This window comes from Vibrio splendidus (assembly GCF_024347615.1).
Taxonomy (GTDB): domain Bacteria; phylum Pseudomonadota; class Gammaproteobacteria; order Enterobacterales; family Vibrionaceae; genus Vibrio; species Vibrio splendidus.
Window position 1 is genome coordinate 573,887 of record NZ_AP025509.1, and the last position, 14,379, is coordinate 588,265.

23 protein-coding genes are annotated in these 14,379 nt (G+C 41.7%); 17 read left to right on the forward strand and 6 right to left on the reverse strand.

Going from position 1 to position 14,379, the window contains the following annotated elements:
* Nucleotides 1–12: 12 nt before the first annotated feature.
* Together OCU90_RS19800 and OCU90_RS19805 are read left to right on the forward strand one after the other, a co-directional pair.
* Nucleotides 13–576, forward strand: coding sequence for an SPOR domain-containing protein (locus OCU90_RS19800; protein WP_004730988.1), 564 nt, complete (start codon nt 13–15; stop codon nt 574–576).
* 179 nt (nt 577–755) lie between these two features.
* Entirely contained in the window at nt 756–1,751 is a 996-nt protein-coding gene (locus tag OCU90_RS19805; protein ID WP_061022910.1) for a D-alanine--D-alanine ligase, read from the forward strand.
* A 267-nt stretch (nt 1,752–2,018) separates the two neighbouring features.
* Here OCU90_RS19805 and OCU90_RS19810 read toward each other — a convergent pair whose 3' ends face one another.
* The gene (locus tag OCU90_RS19810) at nt 2,019–2,987 is read right to left on the reverse strand and encodes a tyrosine-type recombinase/integrase (RefSeq protein WP_061022908.1); all 969 of its coding nucleotides are present in this window, start codon (nt 2,985–2,987) and stop codon (nt 2,019–2,021) included.
* Between the two features lie 100 nt (nt 2,988–3,087).
* Between OCU90_RS19810 and OCU90_RS19815 the strand changes: the two genes are divergently transcribed.
* Both OCU90_RS19815 and yciH read left to right on the forward strand, forming a co-directional pair.
* Entirely contained in the window at nt 3,088–3,456 is a 369-nt protein-coding gene (locus OCU90_RS19815; RefSeq protein WP_004730993.1) for a DUF3319 domain-containing protein, read from the forward strand.
* Between the two features lie 3 nt (nt 3,457–3,459).
* Nucleotides 3,460–3,771 carry a stress response translation initiation inhibitor YciH gene (gene yciH, locus OCU90_RS19820; RefSeq protein WP_009845368.1) on the forward strand — a complete coding sequence of 104 codons (312 nt, stop codon included), beginning with the start codon at nt 3,460–3,462 and terminating at the stop codon, nt 3,769–3,771.
* A 170-nt stretch (nt 3,772–3,941) separates the two neighbouring features.
* Here the strand turns inward: yciH and OCU90_RS19825 are convergent, their stop codons facing one another.
* Nucleotides 3,942–4,310: a DUF3693 domain-containing protein gene (locus OCU90_RS19825; RefSeq protein WP_061022906.1), complete on the reverse strand. Its 369-nt coding sequence runs from the start codon at nt 4,308–4,310 to the stop codon at nt 3,942–3,944.
* Between the two features lie 201 nt (nt 4,311–4,511).
* Between OCU90_RS19825 and OCU90_RS19830 the strand changes: the two genes are divergently transcribed.
* From OCU90_RS19830 to OCU90_RS19890, 13 genes are all read left to right on the forward strand, one after another.
* Nucleotides 4,512–4,715, forward strand: coding sequence for a hypothetical protein (locus OCU90_RS19830; protein WP_016793341.1), 204 nt, complete (start codon nt 4,512–4,514; stop codon nt 4,713–4,715).
* A 2-nt stretch (nt 4,716–4,717) separates the two neighbouring features.
* On the forward strand, nt 4,718–4,918 hold the full coding sequence (locus tag OCU90_RS19835; protein ID WP_016793342.1) for a hypothetical protein: 201 nt from the start codon (nt 4,718–4,720) through the stop codon (nt 4,916–4,918).
* The gene (locus OCU90_RS19840) at nt 4,908–6,020 is read left to right on the forward strand and encodes a replication initiation factor domain-containing protein (protein WP_061022904.1); all 1,113 of its coding nucleotides are present in this window, start codon (nt 4,908–4,910) and stop codon (nt 6,018–6,020) included. Before OCU90_RS19835 ends, OCU90_RS19840 begins: the two co-directional genes overlap by 11 nt.
* Nucleotides 6,008–6,355, forward strand: coding sequence for a DUF1293 family protein (locus OCU90_RS19845; RefSeq protein ID WP_061022903.1), 348 nt, complete (start codon nt 6,008–6,010; stop codon nt 6,353–6,355). The genes OCU90_RS19840 and OCU90_RS19845 overlap by 13 nt, the downstream gene beginning before the upstream one ends.
* A gap of 2 nt (nt 6,356–6,357) precedes the next feature.
* Nucleotides 6,358–6,591: a hypothetical protein gene (locus tag OCU90_RS19850; protein ID WP_061022901.1), complete on the forward strand. Its 234-nt coding sequence runs from the start codon at nt 6,358–6,360 to the stop codon at nt 6,589–6,591.
* A gap of 2 nt (nt 6,592–6,593) precedes the next feature.
* On the forward strand, nt 6,594–6,818 hold the full coding sequence (locus OCU90_RS19855) for a hypothetical protein (protein ID WP_016786877.1): 225 nt from the start codon (nt 6,594–6,596) through the stop codon (nt 6,816–6,818).
* A gap of 41 nt (nt 6,819–6,859) precedes the next feature.
* Nucleotides 6,860–7,060, forward strand: coding sequence for a hypothetical protein (locus OCU90_RS19860; RefSeq protein ID WP_055319872.1), 201 nt, complete (start codon nt 6,860–6,862; stop codon nt 7,058–7,060).
* A gap of 130 nt (nt 7,061–7,190) precedes the next feature.
* A complete protein-coding gene (locus OCU90_RS19865) occupies nt 7,191–8,882 on the forward strand; it encodes a hypothetical protein (protein ID WP_061022899.1) in 1,692 nt (563 codons plus the stop codon).
* Between the two features lie 2 nt (nt 8,883–8,884).
* Nucleotides 8,885–9,226 (forward strand): hypothetical protein, encoded by a 342-nt coding sequence (locus tag OCU90_RS19870; protein ID WP_055319869.1) that lies wholly within the window; start codon nt 8,885–8,887, stop codon nt 9,224–9,226.
* The gene (locus tag OCU90_RS19875) at nt 9,226–10,593 is read left to right on the forward strand and encodes a zonular occludens toxin domain-containing protein (protein WP_061022897.1); all 1,368 of its coding nucleotides are present in this window, start codon (nt 9,226–9,228) and stop codon (nt 10,591–10,593) included. Before OCU90_RS19870 ends, OCU90_RS19875 begins: the two co-directional genes overlap by 1 nt.
* 145 nt (nt 10,594–10,738) lie before the next feature.
* Nucleotides 10,739–10,984 (forward strand): hypothetical protein, encoded by a 246-nt coding sequence (locus tag OCU90_RS19880; protein ID WP_061023085.1) that lies wholly within the window; start codon nt 10,739–10,741, stop codon nt 10,982–10,984.
* A gap of 433 nt (nt 10,985–11,417) precedes the next feature.
* The gene (locus OCU90_RS19885) at nt 11,418–11,759 is read left to right on the forward strand and encodes a hypothetical protein (protein ID WP_061022895.1); all 342 of its coding nucleotides are present in this window, start codon (nt 11,418–11,420) and stop codon (nt 11,757–11,759) included.
* Nucleotides 11,759–12,118 (forward strand): hypothetical protein, encoded by a 360-nt coding sequence (locus tag OCU90_RS19890; protein WP_061022893.1) that lies wholly within the window; start codon nt 11,759–11,761, stop codon nt 12,116–12,118. The genes OCU90_RS19885 and OCU90_RS19890 overlap by 1 nt, the downstream gene beginning before the upstream one ends.
* A 201-nt stretch (nt 12,119–12,319) precedes the next feature.
* Here OCU90_RS19890 and OCU90_RS19895 read toward each other — a convergent pair whose 3' ends face one another.
* The 4 genes from OCU90_RS19895 to OCU90_RS19910 all read right to left on the reverse strand — a co-directional run bounded on the left by OCU90_RS19895 (nt 12,320) and on the right by OCU90_RS19910 (nt 14,329).
* Nucleotides 12,320–12,688 (reverse strand): phage protein, encoded by a 369-nt coding sequence (locus OCU90_RS19895; protein ID WP_061022891.1) that lies wholly within the window; start codon nt 12,686–12,688, stop codon nt 12,320–12,322.
* Nucleotides 12,689–13,470: 782 nt separating this feature from the next.
* Complete coding sequence (locus OCU90_RS19900; protein WP_061022889.1) at nt 13,471–13,728, reverse strand: hypothetical protein; 258 nt, start codon at nt 13,726–13,728, stop codon at nt 13,471–13,473.
* Between the two features lie 53 nt (nt 13,729–13,781).
* The gene (locus tag OCU90_RS19905; RefSeq protein WP_017106966.1) at nt 13,782–14,084 is read right to left on the reverse strand and encodes a type II toxin-antitoxin system RelE/ParE family toxin; all 303 of its coding nucleotides are present in this window, start codon (nt 14,082–14,084) and stop codon (nt 13,782–13,784) included.
* A complete protein-coding gene (locus OCU90_RS19910) occupies nt 14,072–14,329 on the reverse strand; it encodes a type II toxin-antitoxin system Phd/YefM family antitoxin (protein ID WP_061022887.1) in 258 nt (85 codons plus the stop codon). The genes OCU90_RS19905 and OCU90_RS19910 overlap by 13 nt, the downstream gene beginning before the upstream one ends.
* Nucleotides 14,330–14,379 lie beyond the last annotated feature (50 nt).

The following is a 14,379-nucleotide window of genomic DNA, read 5'->3' on the forward strand; positions in this document are numbered from 1 at the left end:
ATAGAGCTTTCCATGAAAAAATTTGCAATTGTGACTTTGCCACTGCTCTTGGCTGCATGTGTATCTGACGACTACGTTACCAATGTAACTTCAGATAGTTATCAAGAAGAGTACAAAACGGCAAAAGTTGAAGCTCCAGTTGTATCTCAATCTGAGCAAACAGGCGTTGTTGAAGAAAACGTTGTTAACGTGATTAGAACCGAACCTGTTGAGCAGAAAGTCACTCAAACAACTAAAGCTAAGCCAGTTGCAGTAGTGACAGGCCCAACGAAGAAACAACAAGATATGAACCAGCGCTTTGGTTACACGGTTCAAGTTGTTGCTGTTGGCAGCCAGAGTAAAGTCGATTCTTTCGTGAAAATGCTACCTACGACTTCTCAACCAGTTTGGGAAAACTACAAAATGGTTAACGGCACTAAGTGGTTCACCGTACTTTACGGTGATTACGCAACACGCTTAGAAGCTAAAAAGGCAATCTCAACGCTGCCAACCACTTTCCAAAACTTGAAGCCGTTTGTTAAGAGCATTGATGACATCAAGAACTCTGAATACCCAACGCTTAACAAGTTGAACTAAGTTTTAATTCAAAAAGAGGGAGCAAATGCTCCTTCTTTTGTTTTAAGACCAGCAGTTTTGTTTAATAGTTAATCGCTCGTTCTTTCGAACACAATTTTAACGTTCAAAACACTGTACCTATTTCGACTTTTGTTTATCATTGAAGTCAGTATTCCTAGTTTCAAGGACCGAATTTACCCATGAACACCATTAATATCCTTCTACTTTGTGGCGGTGGATCTTCAGAGCATGAAGTATCTTTAGTTTCAGCCAATTACCTTTTTGAACAACTGAATAGCGTTGCAGATTTTAACGTTGTCAGAGTTGAAATTAAAAACGAAGGCTGGTGTCTTGATTCAGGTGAATTGGTTTATCTAGATATCAATAATCAAACCTTACGTGGCGACAACCTAGAGTCTAAAGTCGATTTCATTGTGCCTTGTATTCACGGCTTCCCGGGTGAAACAGGTGACATTCAATCATTGTTTGAAATGGCTAAGATTCCGTACTTAGGTTGTGGTTCTGAAGCGAGCAACAACAGCTTTAACAAAATCACTTCAAAGCTTTGGTACGACGCACTTGGCATCCCAAACACGCCGTATCTGTTTTTATCAGACAACAACGACCAAGCGCATTCGCAAGCGATTCAAGCTTTTGAAAATTGGGACAAAGTGTTCGTGAAGGCGGCTCGTCAAGGTTCTTCTGTAGGTTGTTACCAAGTTAACCAAGTGGAAGACTTAAGCGAAGCGATCAATAAGGCGTTTACCTTCTCTGATCAAGTGCTGGTTGAGAAATCAGTTGTGCCTAGAGAGCTCGAAGTTGCCGCTTATGAAATCGATGGTGAGCTACACATCAGCAAACCGGGCGAGGTGATTGCACCTAATGGCGCATTTTACTCTTACGAAGAAAAATACAGCTCAGACAGCCACTCAATTACCGAAATTGAAGCAAATAACTTAACAGACGAACAACTAGAGTTAATTGCAGACAGTGCTCGTAAAGTATTCACCCAAATGAAGCTTCGTCACTTATCTCGTATCGATTTCTTCTTAACGCAAGACAACGAGATCTACCTGAATGAAGTCAACACCTTCCCAGGTATGACGCCAATTTCCATGTTCCCTAAAATGGTTGAACATGATGGCCACAAATTCAGCCAGTTCCTAGAGAACTGTGTGAGAACAAGCATTTCTTAGTTGTTCCAAAATATCTTAGCGAGTCTTACACCACTGGCTAAATAAAAAATAGCGCCTTGAGCTTACCCGCCAAGGCGCTATTTTTTTAAGATTCCGAGCTTTTTTAGAGTCAAAGCTTTTTGTTTTTAAAGTCAGTCGTCTATTGATCACGCCGTTTTTTTAACTAGCTGTCTATTAAAAGCCAACTATAAACAAGCTAACTATTCAAAAAGAGGCCATCAGCTTACAGCCAAGATACCATTAGTTTAATGCCAACAGGTAGTCAGCTTATTGCCAAGGGATCAGTGCTTTAAACTTCATCTTCTCAGTCTCAGCCGTCCCCGAATAACCCACATATTGCGCAGGCATTGCAGGGCTGAGCCAACGACCAAAATCCTGAATCTCCCTTACCTTAAGACCTTGTTTTGACAACTCTTGTGCGGCACCCACACGAATCGAATTCCCTGAAAAATGGTGGTTATCTGCGAGTTGAAGTAAGTCGCTTGCACTTCTTAGTATCCTATAGATCGACGAATCATCTAAAGGTTGCAGACTGATATTCTCATGCTTGTCTATCGCACGAAACACGGGTAACTCACCTTGTGTCCCAGTAAACGCAAACCAACGCTGAAGTGCAGCACTTGCTACTTGCGACAGCCGATACGCTGAATCTTTTACTGTAATCTGGTAATCATTTTCAACGCACTCGACATTACCCATTGATAACGCCTTAAGTTCTGATCGTTTTAAAGCACACTCAAACATCACATTATAAATGGCGATGTCTCTGATCTCTTTTAAGCTCGATTTCTCATTTGAAAGTAACGTGTTTAACTCTGCGAGGTGTGCAGATGTCATGGCATTGGTTTGCTTAGCGTCGCCGGCCATTTGAGCTTGCAAGTGGAGCAGGGCAAAACGAACTTGTCTATGCTTGATTGGGTTGGCAAAGCTCAACACAGTATGCAACAAACTAAGCGTTGCAGTGTAACGTTTTAAAGATGCGTATTTTCTGTCACTGGATTCAGTCTCAAGAAAACGACGAACAGCAGTAATAGAGGCAGGGAGTGTGTTGATACGATTTTTAGCACAGAACGCATGGTAGCGATTCCAATCACTGTAGATACCCAGCAGTGAGTTACGAGAGTACTGGTATCCTGTTAACTCATCTATAATTTCAATTGTCGCGTGCCTGTTCAATTTTTCAACAAATGAATTAATTGTCACAGAGTCGGTTAAAATAGGGACTTTTTTTCGCAAATTACCGTACCTCGACAGGTGTTTTTACCATATTATGCTTGATATCATTATAAGTATACTTATGATTAATACAGTGAAAACAAAAAGATGATTAATAGATATGGCTAATTCAATTTACCGTAGCGTCCATCTGCAATCGATGGATGCGAATAACACCATTTGGCGTGCTAAGTTAAAAAACAATGTGATTCAGGGCAACCTAGCTGCCGTGAAGAAGAGTATTGATTGGTGGATTGACACGGCGTCTATTATTGACCCTAAAGAGTTCACTGCATTAAATAAGTCGAGAGGAACTGGTGGCCTAACTGAAAACTTCAACGGCTATCAGATCAAGAATGACACCGGTGAGCCTAACGCGTGGTATTGCATGTTTAACGGGCGTCTTATCAAAGGCGGCAAGATTGCAATCCAGCGTCATATAGAAGCTTACTTACTCGCAAAACAAAAAGCAGAGCAACAAAAGAAGTAATTTATGAGCCTAGTATATTCAACAGAAACAGGTCGCATTAAACCTGAAGAAGAGAAAGTCCAACGTCCTAAAGGCGATGGTATCGTTCGAATCCAAAAAGAAACCAAAGGCCGTAAAGGCAAAGGCGTTTCTATCGTAACGGGCTTAGACCTAGATGACGCACCATTAAAACTAATGGCCGCGGAACTCAAAAAAGTGTGTGGCTGCGGCGGCTCAGTAAAAGATGGCAACATCGAGATTCAAGGCGACGCTCGTGACAAGCTCAAAGCGCATCTTGAAAAAAAAGGCTACAAAGTTAAATTTGCTGGCGGTTAAGCTCTAACTAATGCCAGGGGTAAAATCGAAGATTATTATCACTGGTTATTAGGTATTTTATGGTAAATAGCCAATATGGTTAAATACACAGTATAAATCAGAGAATATCGACACCAAATAAAGGCAGGGCATCACACAAAGATACTTGCCTTATAAACGCCAAAACCAATTTAACATAACGTACATAATACGCACTGAATCGTGGGGTCAACTGGGGTGGTCGCCAGTAACGCCAAACTACCACAAGCCATTGATACACCTGACATATTAAGTCCGTTAAACTTTTTTGCGATGTTCTGCCAAGCCATCTGAGCCTTATGATTTTTGCTGCGGTCAGCGGCTAAGTACACTAAGACTTCTTCTTCTGACAAACCAATCCTTTCAGCAATAAAAAGTGCTTCTGTTTCAGTTAGATAGCGGATGCCTTTTCTAATATTACTTATCTTCTGACGACTTAACGCTAAGTCGTGTGCAATCTGCTTATCTTGTACGTAGTTTTGAGCCTCTTTATAGGCATCTAACAGTTTATTCTGGTACATGGTTGTCCCTCCAATTCCTTCAATTGTATACCGACAGTATCCAAAAAGCGGGCTTGTCAGTCCTGTTTTCTGCATATTATAGTATGCACAAATCAGGACTCACTTGATTTGGCTGTCTAGGTTTGGGCTGTTTGCCCTTGACGCTTATAGCTCGGCTTAGATGGTCACTCCAATTCTCAATAATCAGTCAAGGTGGTTGTTATGTTTAACGTTCTTTTAGTTTCTGGGTGTTTTCCTCGTTACTTTGCAGGATTTGGGATTTCGTCTTTTGGTAAGCCTTTTGTGATCACTACAGGACAACACTTTCACAGTAAGTTCCTTTCCGCGTCTGACGCACACAGCATTGTTGAACACCTCAAAGACTCTTGGCCTCTAGCTCAAGTCTCTTATGTTGTGAGCGATTAATCATGGATTCTATCTACTTCGACAACGAACCCAATCACGGCATCAACGCCTATTTTCCTTGGGGTCATAACTTCTTTAAGTCTCAGCGTGAGTTCTTCCAGTTCATGGAAGTTCATTACGGCATGGTGTCATTTCAGATTGTTGAAATCACCGATGAGAACTACCAAGAGCTTTTGGTTAAGGGTGTGTTCCATGCCATCTAAAAAACCACATAAGTTTCATGATGAGATTCGTCCGGTTCAAGTGGATCACCTAGCCTTTTCGTTTTCGTATGGCTCGCTTAGACACTTGGACAGCTCGAACGAACAAGACTTTATCAACATGCAGTTTCCTGAGTTTAAAAAGAAAACCGTTAACGGTCGCCTTAACTCACCTGAAGCGATAGAGAAATCAATAGAGTCACACCGTAACAAATGTCGCAAGGTTTTAGCCGATAGGTTTGATGAGTTCATGTCTAAAGTCTTTAACTTTCGTATCTCTCCTATGCGTGGCCGTGGCTTACATGGTTATGAAGATTCGATGGTGATTTACGATTCTACGGGAACGGTTGAATGTGGCTTGGTTGGTGTTGGCGGTAACAACGATACGGTCTACGTGCAAATCAATGGTACGGGTTGCGCTAAGTTGTTCGACTTCACCACACACAAAAAGGTGCACTGGTGGTTGTCACTTTTGGGTATCACTCGCCTAGCCCGTTTGGATCTATGCGTGGATGACTACACCGGAATCTTTGACTGTAAGTATGCTGAGAAATGTTTTTATGAGGGAGCATTTCGCACTGCTTCTCGTGGACGTGGTCCCACAATGGTTCCTCATAAGCGCGTTTCACAATCCGGTGAATTATCAGAGGAAGCCGTTCTTGTTGGCTCTCGTACCTCTGCAATCTACTGGCGTGTGTACAACAAGAAGTTCGAGCAAAACATCGCTGACCCTGAAGTAATTTGGTACCGCAATGAAGTGGAATTGAAGAAGTGCGATTTGGCACTACTCGCCTCGCCTGCTTCGGCCTTTGCTGGTCTGTGTGACTTCTCGGCCAGTATCGACCCTGCTGAACCAATGAAGATTGAGCTTAACAAGAAAAAAGCGGGTCTTGAGTTCTTCGCTCGTATTGCTTGGGTTCGTCGCCAATGTGGCAAAGCTCTATCTGAAGTTGTTGCAATGACTGAGGGTGACTTGGGTGAAGCATTCGGAATGCTCATTCCTACGCACCATAGACGCGCAAACTTTGAAACCTCGTTGGGTATTCCTGACGAATACACTAAACAGAAAATCGAAATTTTGGAGTCAAGAATATGCCTACAATAACTGGTATTGCTATCAAGCGTTTCCCTAAATCCAACATGGAATTTGCGGAATTGTCTGTCCTACGTGCTGTTGAAGAAGTCGATAACGAGAAGTTTCAGCAAACGGGTATCGGTTACTCGACTGACATCCCTTACAACAAACAAGCGTTGAAAATTGATGTGGCCTACGCTCGTCAGCTTATCCAATCTCGCGCTTTTGTTGCTAACCGTGACTACGAACTGAGCTTTGGTGCTAACCCAAACGATCCACTTGATATCTTAGTGAACAAGCTTGTCCCTGTTGATGATGAAGTTAGAAAGCACTTTGATAACTTTATGAAAGCTAACAAGGCTTAATTATGGAAACGGTCGTTTATCAATTAACTGGCGATGATTTGGATGTACTGATTGAAGCCCTAATTATTACCATGGTCGTGTTCTCACTGTTTGGTCGTGTTTGCTCGTTTGTAATTGATTGGATTGACCGCTTGCTTCTAACGAGAACGATTCGAGATTTAGAGCTAAAAAGAGACTTTCTTTTGTCTGAAATTGGCTCTCTCAATCGTCAAAAAAGTGCTTCAAGTAAGGCTTAACAATGAACTGCATTACGACCACTCAGCAAGGTTATCTAAGAACGTCAACCGACTTTGATTGTCAGCTCGTAATGCTCACAGATTCTGAATACAACAATTTAGTCTCTGCGTCTCAATCTTTGAACATCGACAGTGAACTCTACACCGCTGTTTCAGGTTGGATTTTATTATCTTTCGTTTCTGGCCATGTGCTAGGACGAATCTTAAAAACTCTTGGCAAAGGCTAAGGGTCAACTTTTAGTAACACACTCTTAAAAAAGGAAATATCATGAAAAAACGTCTATTGGTTCTAGGTTCTACTGCATTTGTATCTGCTTCTTCATTTGCTGATAACACTGCAATCACAACGGCTATCAACGAAGCTGTAACGACTGGTCAATCTAACTACGGTTTAGTTGTGGTTGGTCTTATCGGTCTTGCTGCGATTGGCTTTGGTCTTCGCGCTATCATGAACTCTATGGGGAACTAATGGGAGACATTGTCTCTCAAGTCGTAACCGTCCTGTTTGGGGTGGTTATGGCTATGTCATTCGTATATGGAGTATATACGGGTATCAATGCCTCCTAGTTTGGGGGCGTTTTCTTATCTGGGGTTTTACAGTGAAACAATATCAAAAATACCTCTCTCTTCTTTTAGTTCTTGTCGCTTTCAATTCCAATGCTTTGCAGTGTGGCGCGGGTAAAGTTGAAGTTGATGGTGTATGCGTTAGTTCTTGTAAGATACTGGAGGGAACAGGAAAAAACTTAACCTGGGACGCTTATATTTGGGGTGATAATCCTCGCTCTTACTGCATTGGTGATCGTTCAACGGGTGCTGCTTGTAGGATGACGGCGGGTTCAGTTTCTATATCTGTAGAGGGTAATAAGTGGACGAATAAATTTACTTATACGGGTAGCACTTGTGCTTTTGATGAGATTAACCGCTTCTCTGGTGATACGCCTGAGCCGTTCCCTTTTGAAAATGATGTTAACCAAAATGGTGTTAACGACGATTTAGAAGATTGGGATGGCGATGGAACTCCCAACGGTGAAGACCCTGACCCATATAAAAGTGATCGAGTTGTTGTCGATGATAATGATAATGGCGTCCCCGACTCTATTGATGATTTTTACGACCGTCTTTCAGATGTTAATGAGCCTGTCGGTTGTAATACAGATGATGAAGACTGTCGCTCTTATCGCTATACAATAAAACACTTAACCGAAAATAACCGTGATTTAGCGGGTGCATTGCGTGACCTTAGTTTGAGAAGTGTTAGGCGTACGGATTTTAGAGAGTCTATCGGTTCCCTTGTTTCTACAATTAATAAGAATGATGGTTATTTTAAATCAAAATTAGACGCTTTATCGCTGGCTCAAGGTAATACTCAATCATCTATTCTTAATCAATTAAGTGATACTAAATACTCTTTAAAAAGTGCTATTGAGGGTGGTTTTTTTGTTGTTAATAGAAACTTAGATGATATTAAAGATGATGTTTTTAGGGCTCGTCAATCGTCTGGTGAAGCTGCTTCTAATTCACGTTATGTAATGGGACAAACAGACGATATTAAAAATGACCTTTCAGAAGTCTATCGACGTACGGCTGAAATCATTAACAAGTTAAACACCGACGGGTCTGGTGGTGATGGTTCAGGTTTAACACCTTCACAAATCAAACAGTTAAAAAACGCGGCTAAAGCTCATCTAAACAATAAGCTACTTAAAGAGCAAAAAAACAGTATTGATGGCGTTAACTATGGCTTAGGTGAGGTTTACGAGTTGGCTCTGGCTCAAGGCGAAAAGTTAAACCAACTAGATAGCAAAATATCATCAATTTCAGGCGGCTCTTCAACGGTTGATTTAACTAGTTTAGAAACAGGCCTTCAGTCTTTATCTGACAAAATAGATGGTCTAGATACTTCTGACATGTCGGGCGTAGAAAGCAAATTAACTGACCTGATTGATGGTGTTACTAACAACAATAACTTTGTTGAACCTAATTATGGCTTTGATGGTGAGGGCTTCATTGTCACTCAAAATCAAATTGCTGAAGTGCAAAATGAAGTCCTAGAAATCAAACAAGAAATGACCGATGAATTTGAAAAGTTCAAAGCGTTATTCTCTATCGATACCAGCTCTTTCAACAACGGTACTTATAAAGAGCACTCCTTAAATCTCAATGTTAACCATGCTGAACGCTCTTTCAAATCGGGCGTGCTCTCTGCCCTACTCGATAACGCCACGCTCATCTCAGCCGTTGTGATGTTCTTGTTTGTTTTGTCTGGAATCAGAATGTTAGGTAAGGATTAGTTATGGATTACATCTACTCTTTTATTGATTGGATTAGCCTACAAATGTCATTCATCACTGACTTCTTTAAAGCTATCCCCCAAATGACGCTAGACCTCTTTTCATACATTCAGATTTTCATGATTAAGATGAAATTAAAAGCTGAATTGGAGTTCATTAAGCTCTCTTATAACTCGGCTCAAATCCTCTTAAAAGAGATCGGCTTTAACGACATTTTGTCCAAAGCTTTTAATGCTTTGCCTGACGAGTTACGATTTTATGCGTTTAAGTTTGGCGTCCCTCAAGGCCTTGCTGTCTGGGCTAACTTCTTCACTACCGCTTTAGTGATGAGGTTATCTAGATAATGGCTATTACTATAAGAACGGGCGCTAATGGCTCTTACAAGTCGGCATACACGGCTTACTTTTCTATCTACCAAGCTTTAAAGGCAGGTAGAACAGTTGTAACTAACATCGAGGGTATGCAGCCCTTAACCGTCATTGAAGAGCGATTTAATATCCAATTCCCTAGCACCGCTAAACTCTTTCGTATTAGCTCTAGGGATGAATCTGGCGTTCACCTTTGGACGCATTTCTTCTGTTGGTGCCCTATTGGCGCACTCATCGTTATTGATGAGTGCCAGGATATCTTCTCTAAAAACGTTGGCTTTGACATACGTAAAGTGAAGTACAAACCTTTGTCTGACTTCATCACCCAATCGCCTCGTGACGGTTTATTGCCGAAAGACTATGAACGCTTTTTTAACTCTCGTTACACCCCTGCGAACATGGACGAACTAGAAGACTCAGAAATAGATGATAGAGGGATTGCTGAGTACGATTCAGAAGGCAGAATTATCTATCCTCATAGCTTCAATGAGGGGTTCATGAGACACCGAAAATATGACTGGGATATCGAGTTGCTTTCACCAGATTGGAAGCAAATCGATTCAGGGATTAAGGCATGTGCTAACCAGAACTTCTTTCACAAGGGGCGCGATCAGTTTTTCTGGACGAAACGAAATCCCTATATCTTGAAACATGACAAATCGGTATCGACTCCAGTCATACCCAAAAAGAAAGACGTCAACTTAACCAATCAAAAAATCCCTCTAGATTCTTTCCTGCTCTACAAATCGACGGGGACAGGCAGCGCTAAACAACAACTCGCTATGAATACGCTTTTTCGTAGCCCTAAAGCTATTTTGGTTTTCCTTTTATCCATATTCTGTTTCGGGTACATAATCTATGACTTATCCAATCGTTATTTTGAAACTACTGAGACGGTGGAGGAAGCGGGACAAGCAACGTCTTCAGCTGCCGTTCCTAAGCAAAGTGAAACACTACCTATCAAAAATAGTGAAGCTTCTGGGGATGTATCTTCTAGTGGGGATAGCAGTAAAAGCACTGACAAAGATAGCCTTTCTCATGTTCCTATAGCTGAGGTGCTTCCTTTTGAGGGAATTAAGAAAGCGTTTGTAACGGGTGTGAACTTCGCTATTAAAAACGGCTCTATTGAACGTCATGTTAGCATCGAGGTGGAAGCGCTCGATGGTTTCTACTCTGTAAACGAACACTTCCTAAAAGCTTACGACATTACGTTTGACCGGATTGATGATTGCTTGTTGAAGTTGAACAGAGGCCAGCTGTCGAAGTTGATAACATGTAAGCCTTACGCAGCTGCCTCGGCCACTTTGCCAGAAGTGAGTCGAGCTGATGTCAGTTTGTTTTAACTCGTTGGGTAATGCTATCAAAACACGAACCGGTGTTTTGATCGAGAACCTTGGAATGCTATCAAACCAAGGTTTTTATCCTGGAACGAATCACCAAAAATGCTATCATAATCAAACCAGGATAAACCGGCATTGAGGAAAAATGATGGCTATTACTATTCGAGATACTGAAAAGCATGAAGAAATGCTATCCAAGCTAAAAGAATTGACGAAGACATCAACCATGTCTAAAGCTCTAGTTCAAGGTGGCTATGACGCACTTAAGTATCAAGAGTTGTATCAAAAAGAACGAATGCTAAATGAGAAGCTAAAGCGGAAGCTCTACGATAATGAGCTTGCAGTAAATGACTACCTTGATGCTTTGAAAGGATTACAGTCTATCGTTGAGTAGCCCCGCAGGGATAAGAGAGAGCGAAGCGCGAACGAGGCACCGAGCCACACTGTAGAGGTTATTAGTCCGTAGGTCTCAACTGGTGAGTGTTTCTAACTGCCCATGCTCATCTATGTAGCACCCTCCCTCATCCTGCCAGAATAGCTTTTTAAGGCCTTGCCACATCGGTAAGGCTTTTTTGTGTTCACTGGCTTTCTTTAAGATCATTTGAGTGTCGAAAAGGATCTCTTTTAGTGCTGACGGACAACAAGTGAGAACGACGAAGACTGAGGAGGACGAGCGCGGCGGGAGGAAGCCAACCCCCGTGTTGTATCACGGGGGTAAATTCGACCTACCTATCAACACTCACATGACTAATCTTTAGTTTTAAGTTGTTCAATTCAAAGAAAGAATGTAATAATCTCAGTCAAATTACAATGTCAAAGGTGTCTTTATGGCTGCAACTATTGGTGGAATGCAAGTTATCCATACCGAAACTATTCTTCTACCACACGATCAAGAAGCATGGATAGAATTCAAAGCTATAAATTGGGACGTTAAATTAAAACTAGTACTTAAAAAAAATAGTGATGAAAATATATCAACTACTACAGTTGAAGCTATAGATGATTATGGTCTATTTACATTAACGAACTTTGAAGGTATCGGCGTTTCATTTCCATCAATGAAAATGGGAGAAACTGAAGATAGAAGCCTGTTCGTATCTGGTTTCGGTACATCTGCAGGCGGTGTTACTCATATTACGCTCCAATTCACCATAGAAGGTGAAAATTGATGTCAGAAAATGGCGGTTTCACAACTAATCACCTAGAAGTTAAGCAAGTATTTTCCAATACGGAACAAAAGCTCATTCAAATCCCTGAAGATAAACTAAAGTTAATTTTGACTGAACACAGCATTTCGATCGAGAAAAAAGGCGCATGGATAGCTCCTCTTTCAATACTGTTAACGATACTTGCTGTCTTTGTGACGACAGAATTTAAGGCTTTCTACTTTGACGCAGCGACATGGCGTGCGTTTTTTCTGTTTGTTTCATTAGCTACTGTATTTTGGCTAGTATCTTCGTTGTATAACTTAGCTCGCTCGAAGAAGATAGACGACATAATTGAAGCGATAAAGGGCATCAGTCCATAACAAGTTATATATAAAAAAGCCGAACCCTCTCGATAAAGGTTCGGCTTCTTTCTCCTTGATATGACCAAAAAGGAGGACTGGCTACTTAAACAAGGAATTTCAATGTTCCAGTCGCAGCTACTCTACCAATAAAAATCACATCACGTTAATTGTGCTCACTCAACTCAGAACTCGCGCTAGAAAAATCATACTTTTCTAATCCTATTTCTTTATATTAGCTATCGCTCTAGCAAGACCAAGTAAGTGTGTTGAAGTCTTAATCTCTAGCTCCGATTGAATCCCCAACAACGCAATTCCGGCTAAAATTTGTTGTGGCCTCACGACTTGGCCTGTCGGCAGCTCCATACTGTCGTATAACATTTTGAACTGTTCCCAATCCTCACTTACGCTGAGTTCCCGACCTTTTGCCATACGCATAAGCCTTTTGCATTCGGGTGGCATCGGTTTTCCTTCATCCCAACCCGTGACAGTCCTCACAGTTTTAAAACACAGTTCAGCGACCTCTTCCTTAGTCATTTGGCACTCTAACTCTCGAAAAATGTAATTCTTACTCATTTCGCGATACTTCAATGATAAAACCTCTAAATACAAGAGGTTGCACTGATTCAAGGAGATATGCACGATTGAACATAAGCAGACATAATACGTACTGAGCTTGTAAGCCCCAGATAGTAATGTCACTATTTTCCAAAGTTATCCTTATCATCGTTTCCCCTTAAAACCCTTATTACAATTGGTGTCTCAAGCATATTGAGTTCACCAGCATTCTCTAAACGCTCTTTTAACCCAACCATTATATGTGTGGCCAACATCTACATGATTCGTTTACACAAGGCAGATCAACGAGAACATTTGTTCCGTCTGTCTGACTTACATCTTCTTGTACTCATAATTCACCGCGCTGTGTGTAAACCTTGTGGGCATTGCTGTCGTTTCTTTTTCAGATTTTACACACGCCACCGTGTTTCTTGTTGGCTACACGCGTTGAATTCTGTTTTGGGTTATCCACTAAGCCAGTTAAGTTTTCTCACACGAGCTCGTCTGTAAGTCTTCATGCAGAGTTTTTTTAACCAAACTTACAGCTCGCTCTAAAGTTTATATTTGTTGGTTAGATTGTTGGATTACTCTGTGTTCCTCAGATCTACGTAATGTCACGAACAGATATGTTCAAATCAGTTAAGTCACTTTACCGAAACCACAAACATCCACGCTCGCTGTTACTTGACCTTAGATCATCGTTGGAATGGATTTAAGATACACTTTGCCCGTGCTACCTTGATCACGCCTGAATGTGCGACCAAACTTAACCTAACTAATCCTCAATAGTTTTGACTGATAATCTATAAGGCTATTTAGTCTTCGACTCTTAACACGACGTTGCCCTGCTCTAGCAGCTCAACAATCGCTTGTTGGTACGCTTCTTCGACGATGGTTTGTTCCCAAACGCGCTCATAATTAGGTAAGACTTGCGGTCTGGAGATGGTCGACACACCGAAGCTTAAGGCGCCCTCGATACGGTGTCGCTTGATGGTGATCAGTTTGGCCTCAGCCCATGGAGGCACTGGTTTGGTGAGACGTTTAGATTGAAGTGTTTTTTTCTTTTTCGCCATGTTGAACCCTCACCGATGTAGACCATCAGTCTATCAGAGTTGGCAAAAACGCTTTACTGTTTGCTCAGCAAAAATCGACGTAAATCTCGCTCCGCGCGCATCACAAACAAGATGTACACTTTGTCACCGTCTTGCTTGTAGAAAACTCGACATGGATTCACTACGACTTCGCGATAATTTAAGTGCTCGAGCCCTGGAGGCAGACGCCCAGACTCGGGAAAGTCGCTGAGACGTTCAACTTTGTCGAAAATGTTTCGAACCAGCTGTTTGGCCGCGACTAAGTTTTCAAGGGCTATGTATTCCGCGATATCGTTAAGGTCCGATAACGCGGGCTCACTCCAAATCACTTCAGCCATTTTGACATCTTGTCTTTGGCTTCGTCATGGCTCAGCGACTTGCCTTCAGAAATGGCGCGCTCACCGCGTGCGATCCCTTCGAGGATAGCCAAGCGGTTTTGCATAAACTGATAGTCGTCAACATCCACGAGATACGCTGAAGGTTTGCCATGCTCGGTGATCAACACGGGCTCTTTGGTGTCGTGTAGGTCGGCAAGGATTTTGGTCGCTTGACGCTTAAGGGAAGTAACGAGCTCGACTTTCATGGGAATGCTCCAACAAAAAACAGTAAAGTGACACTATTGTATCACTCTTT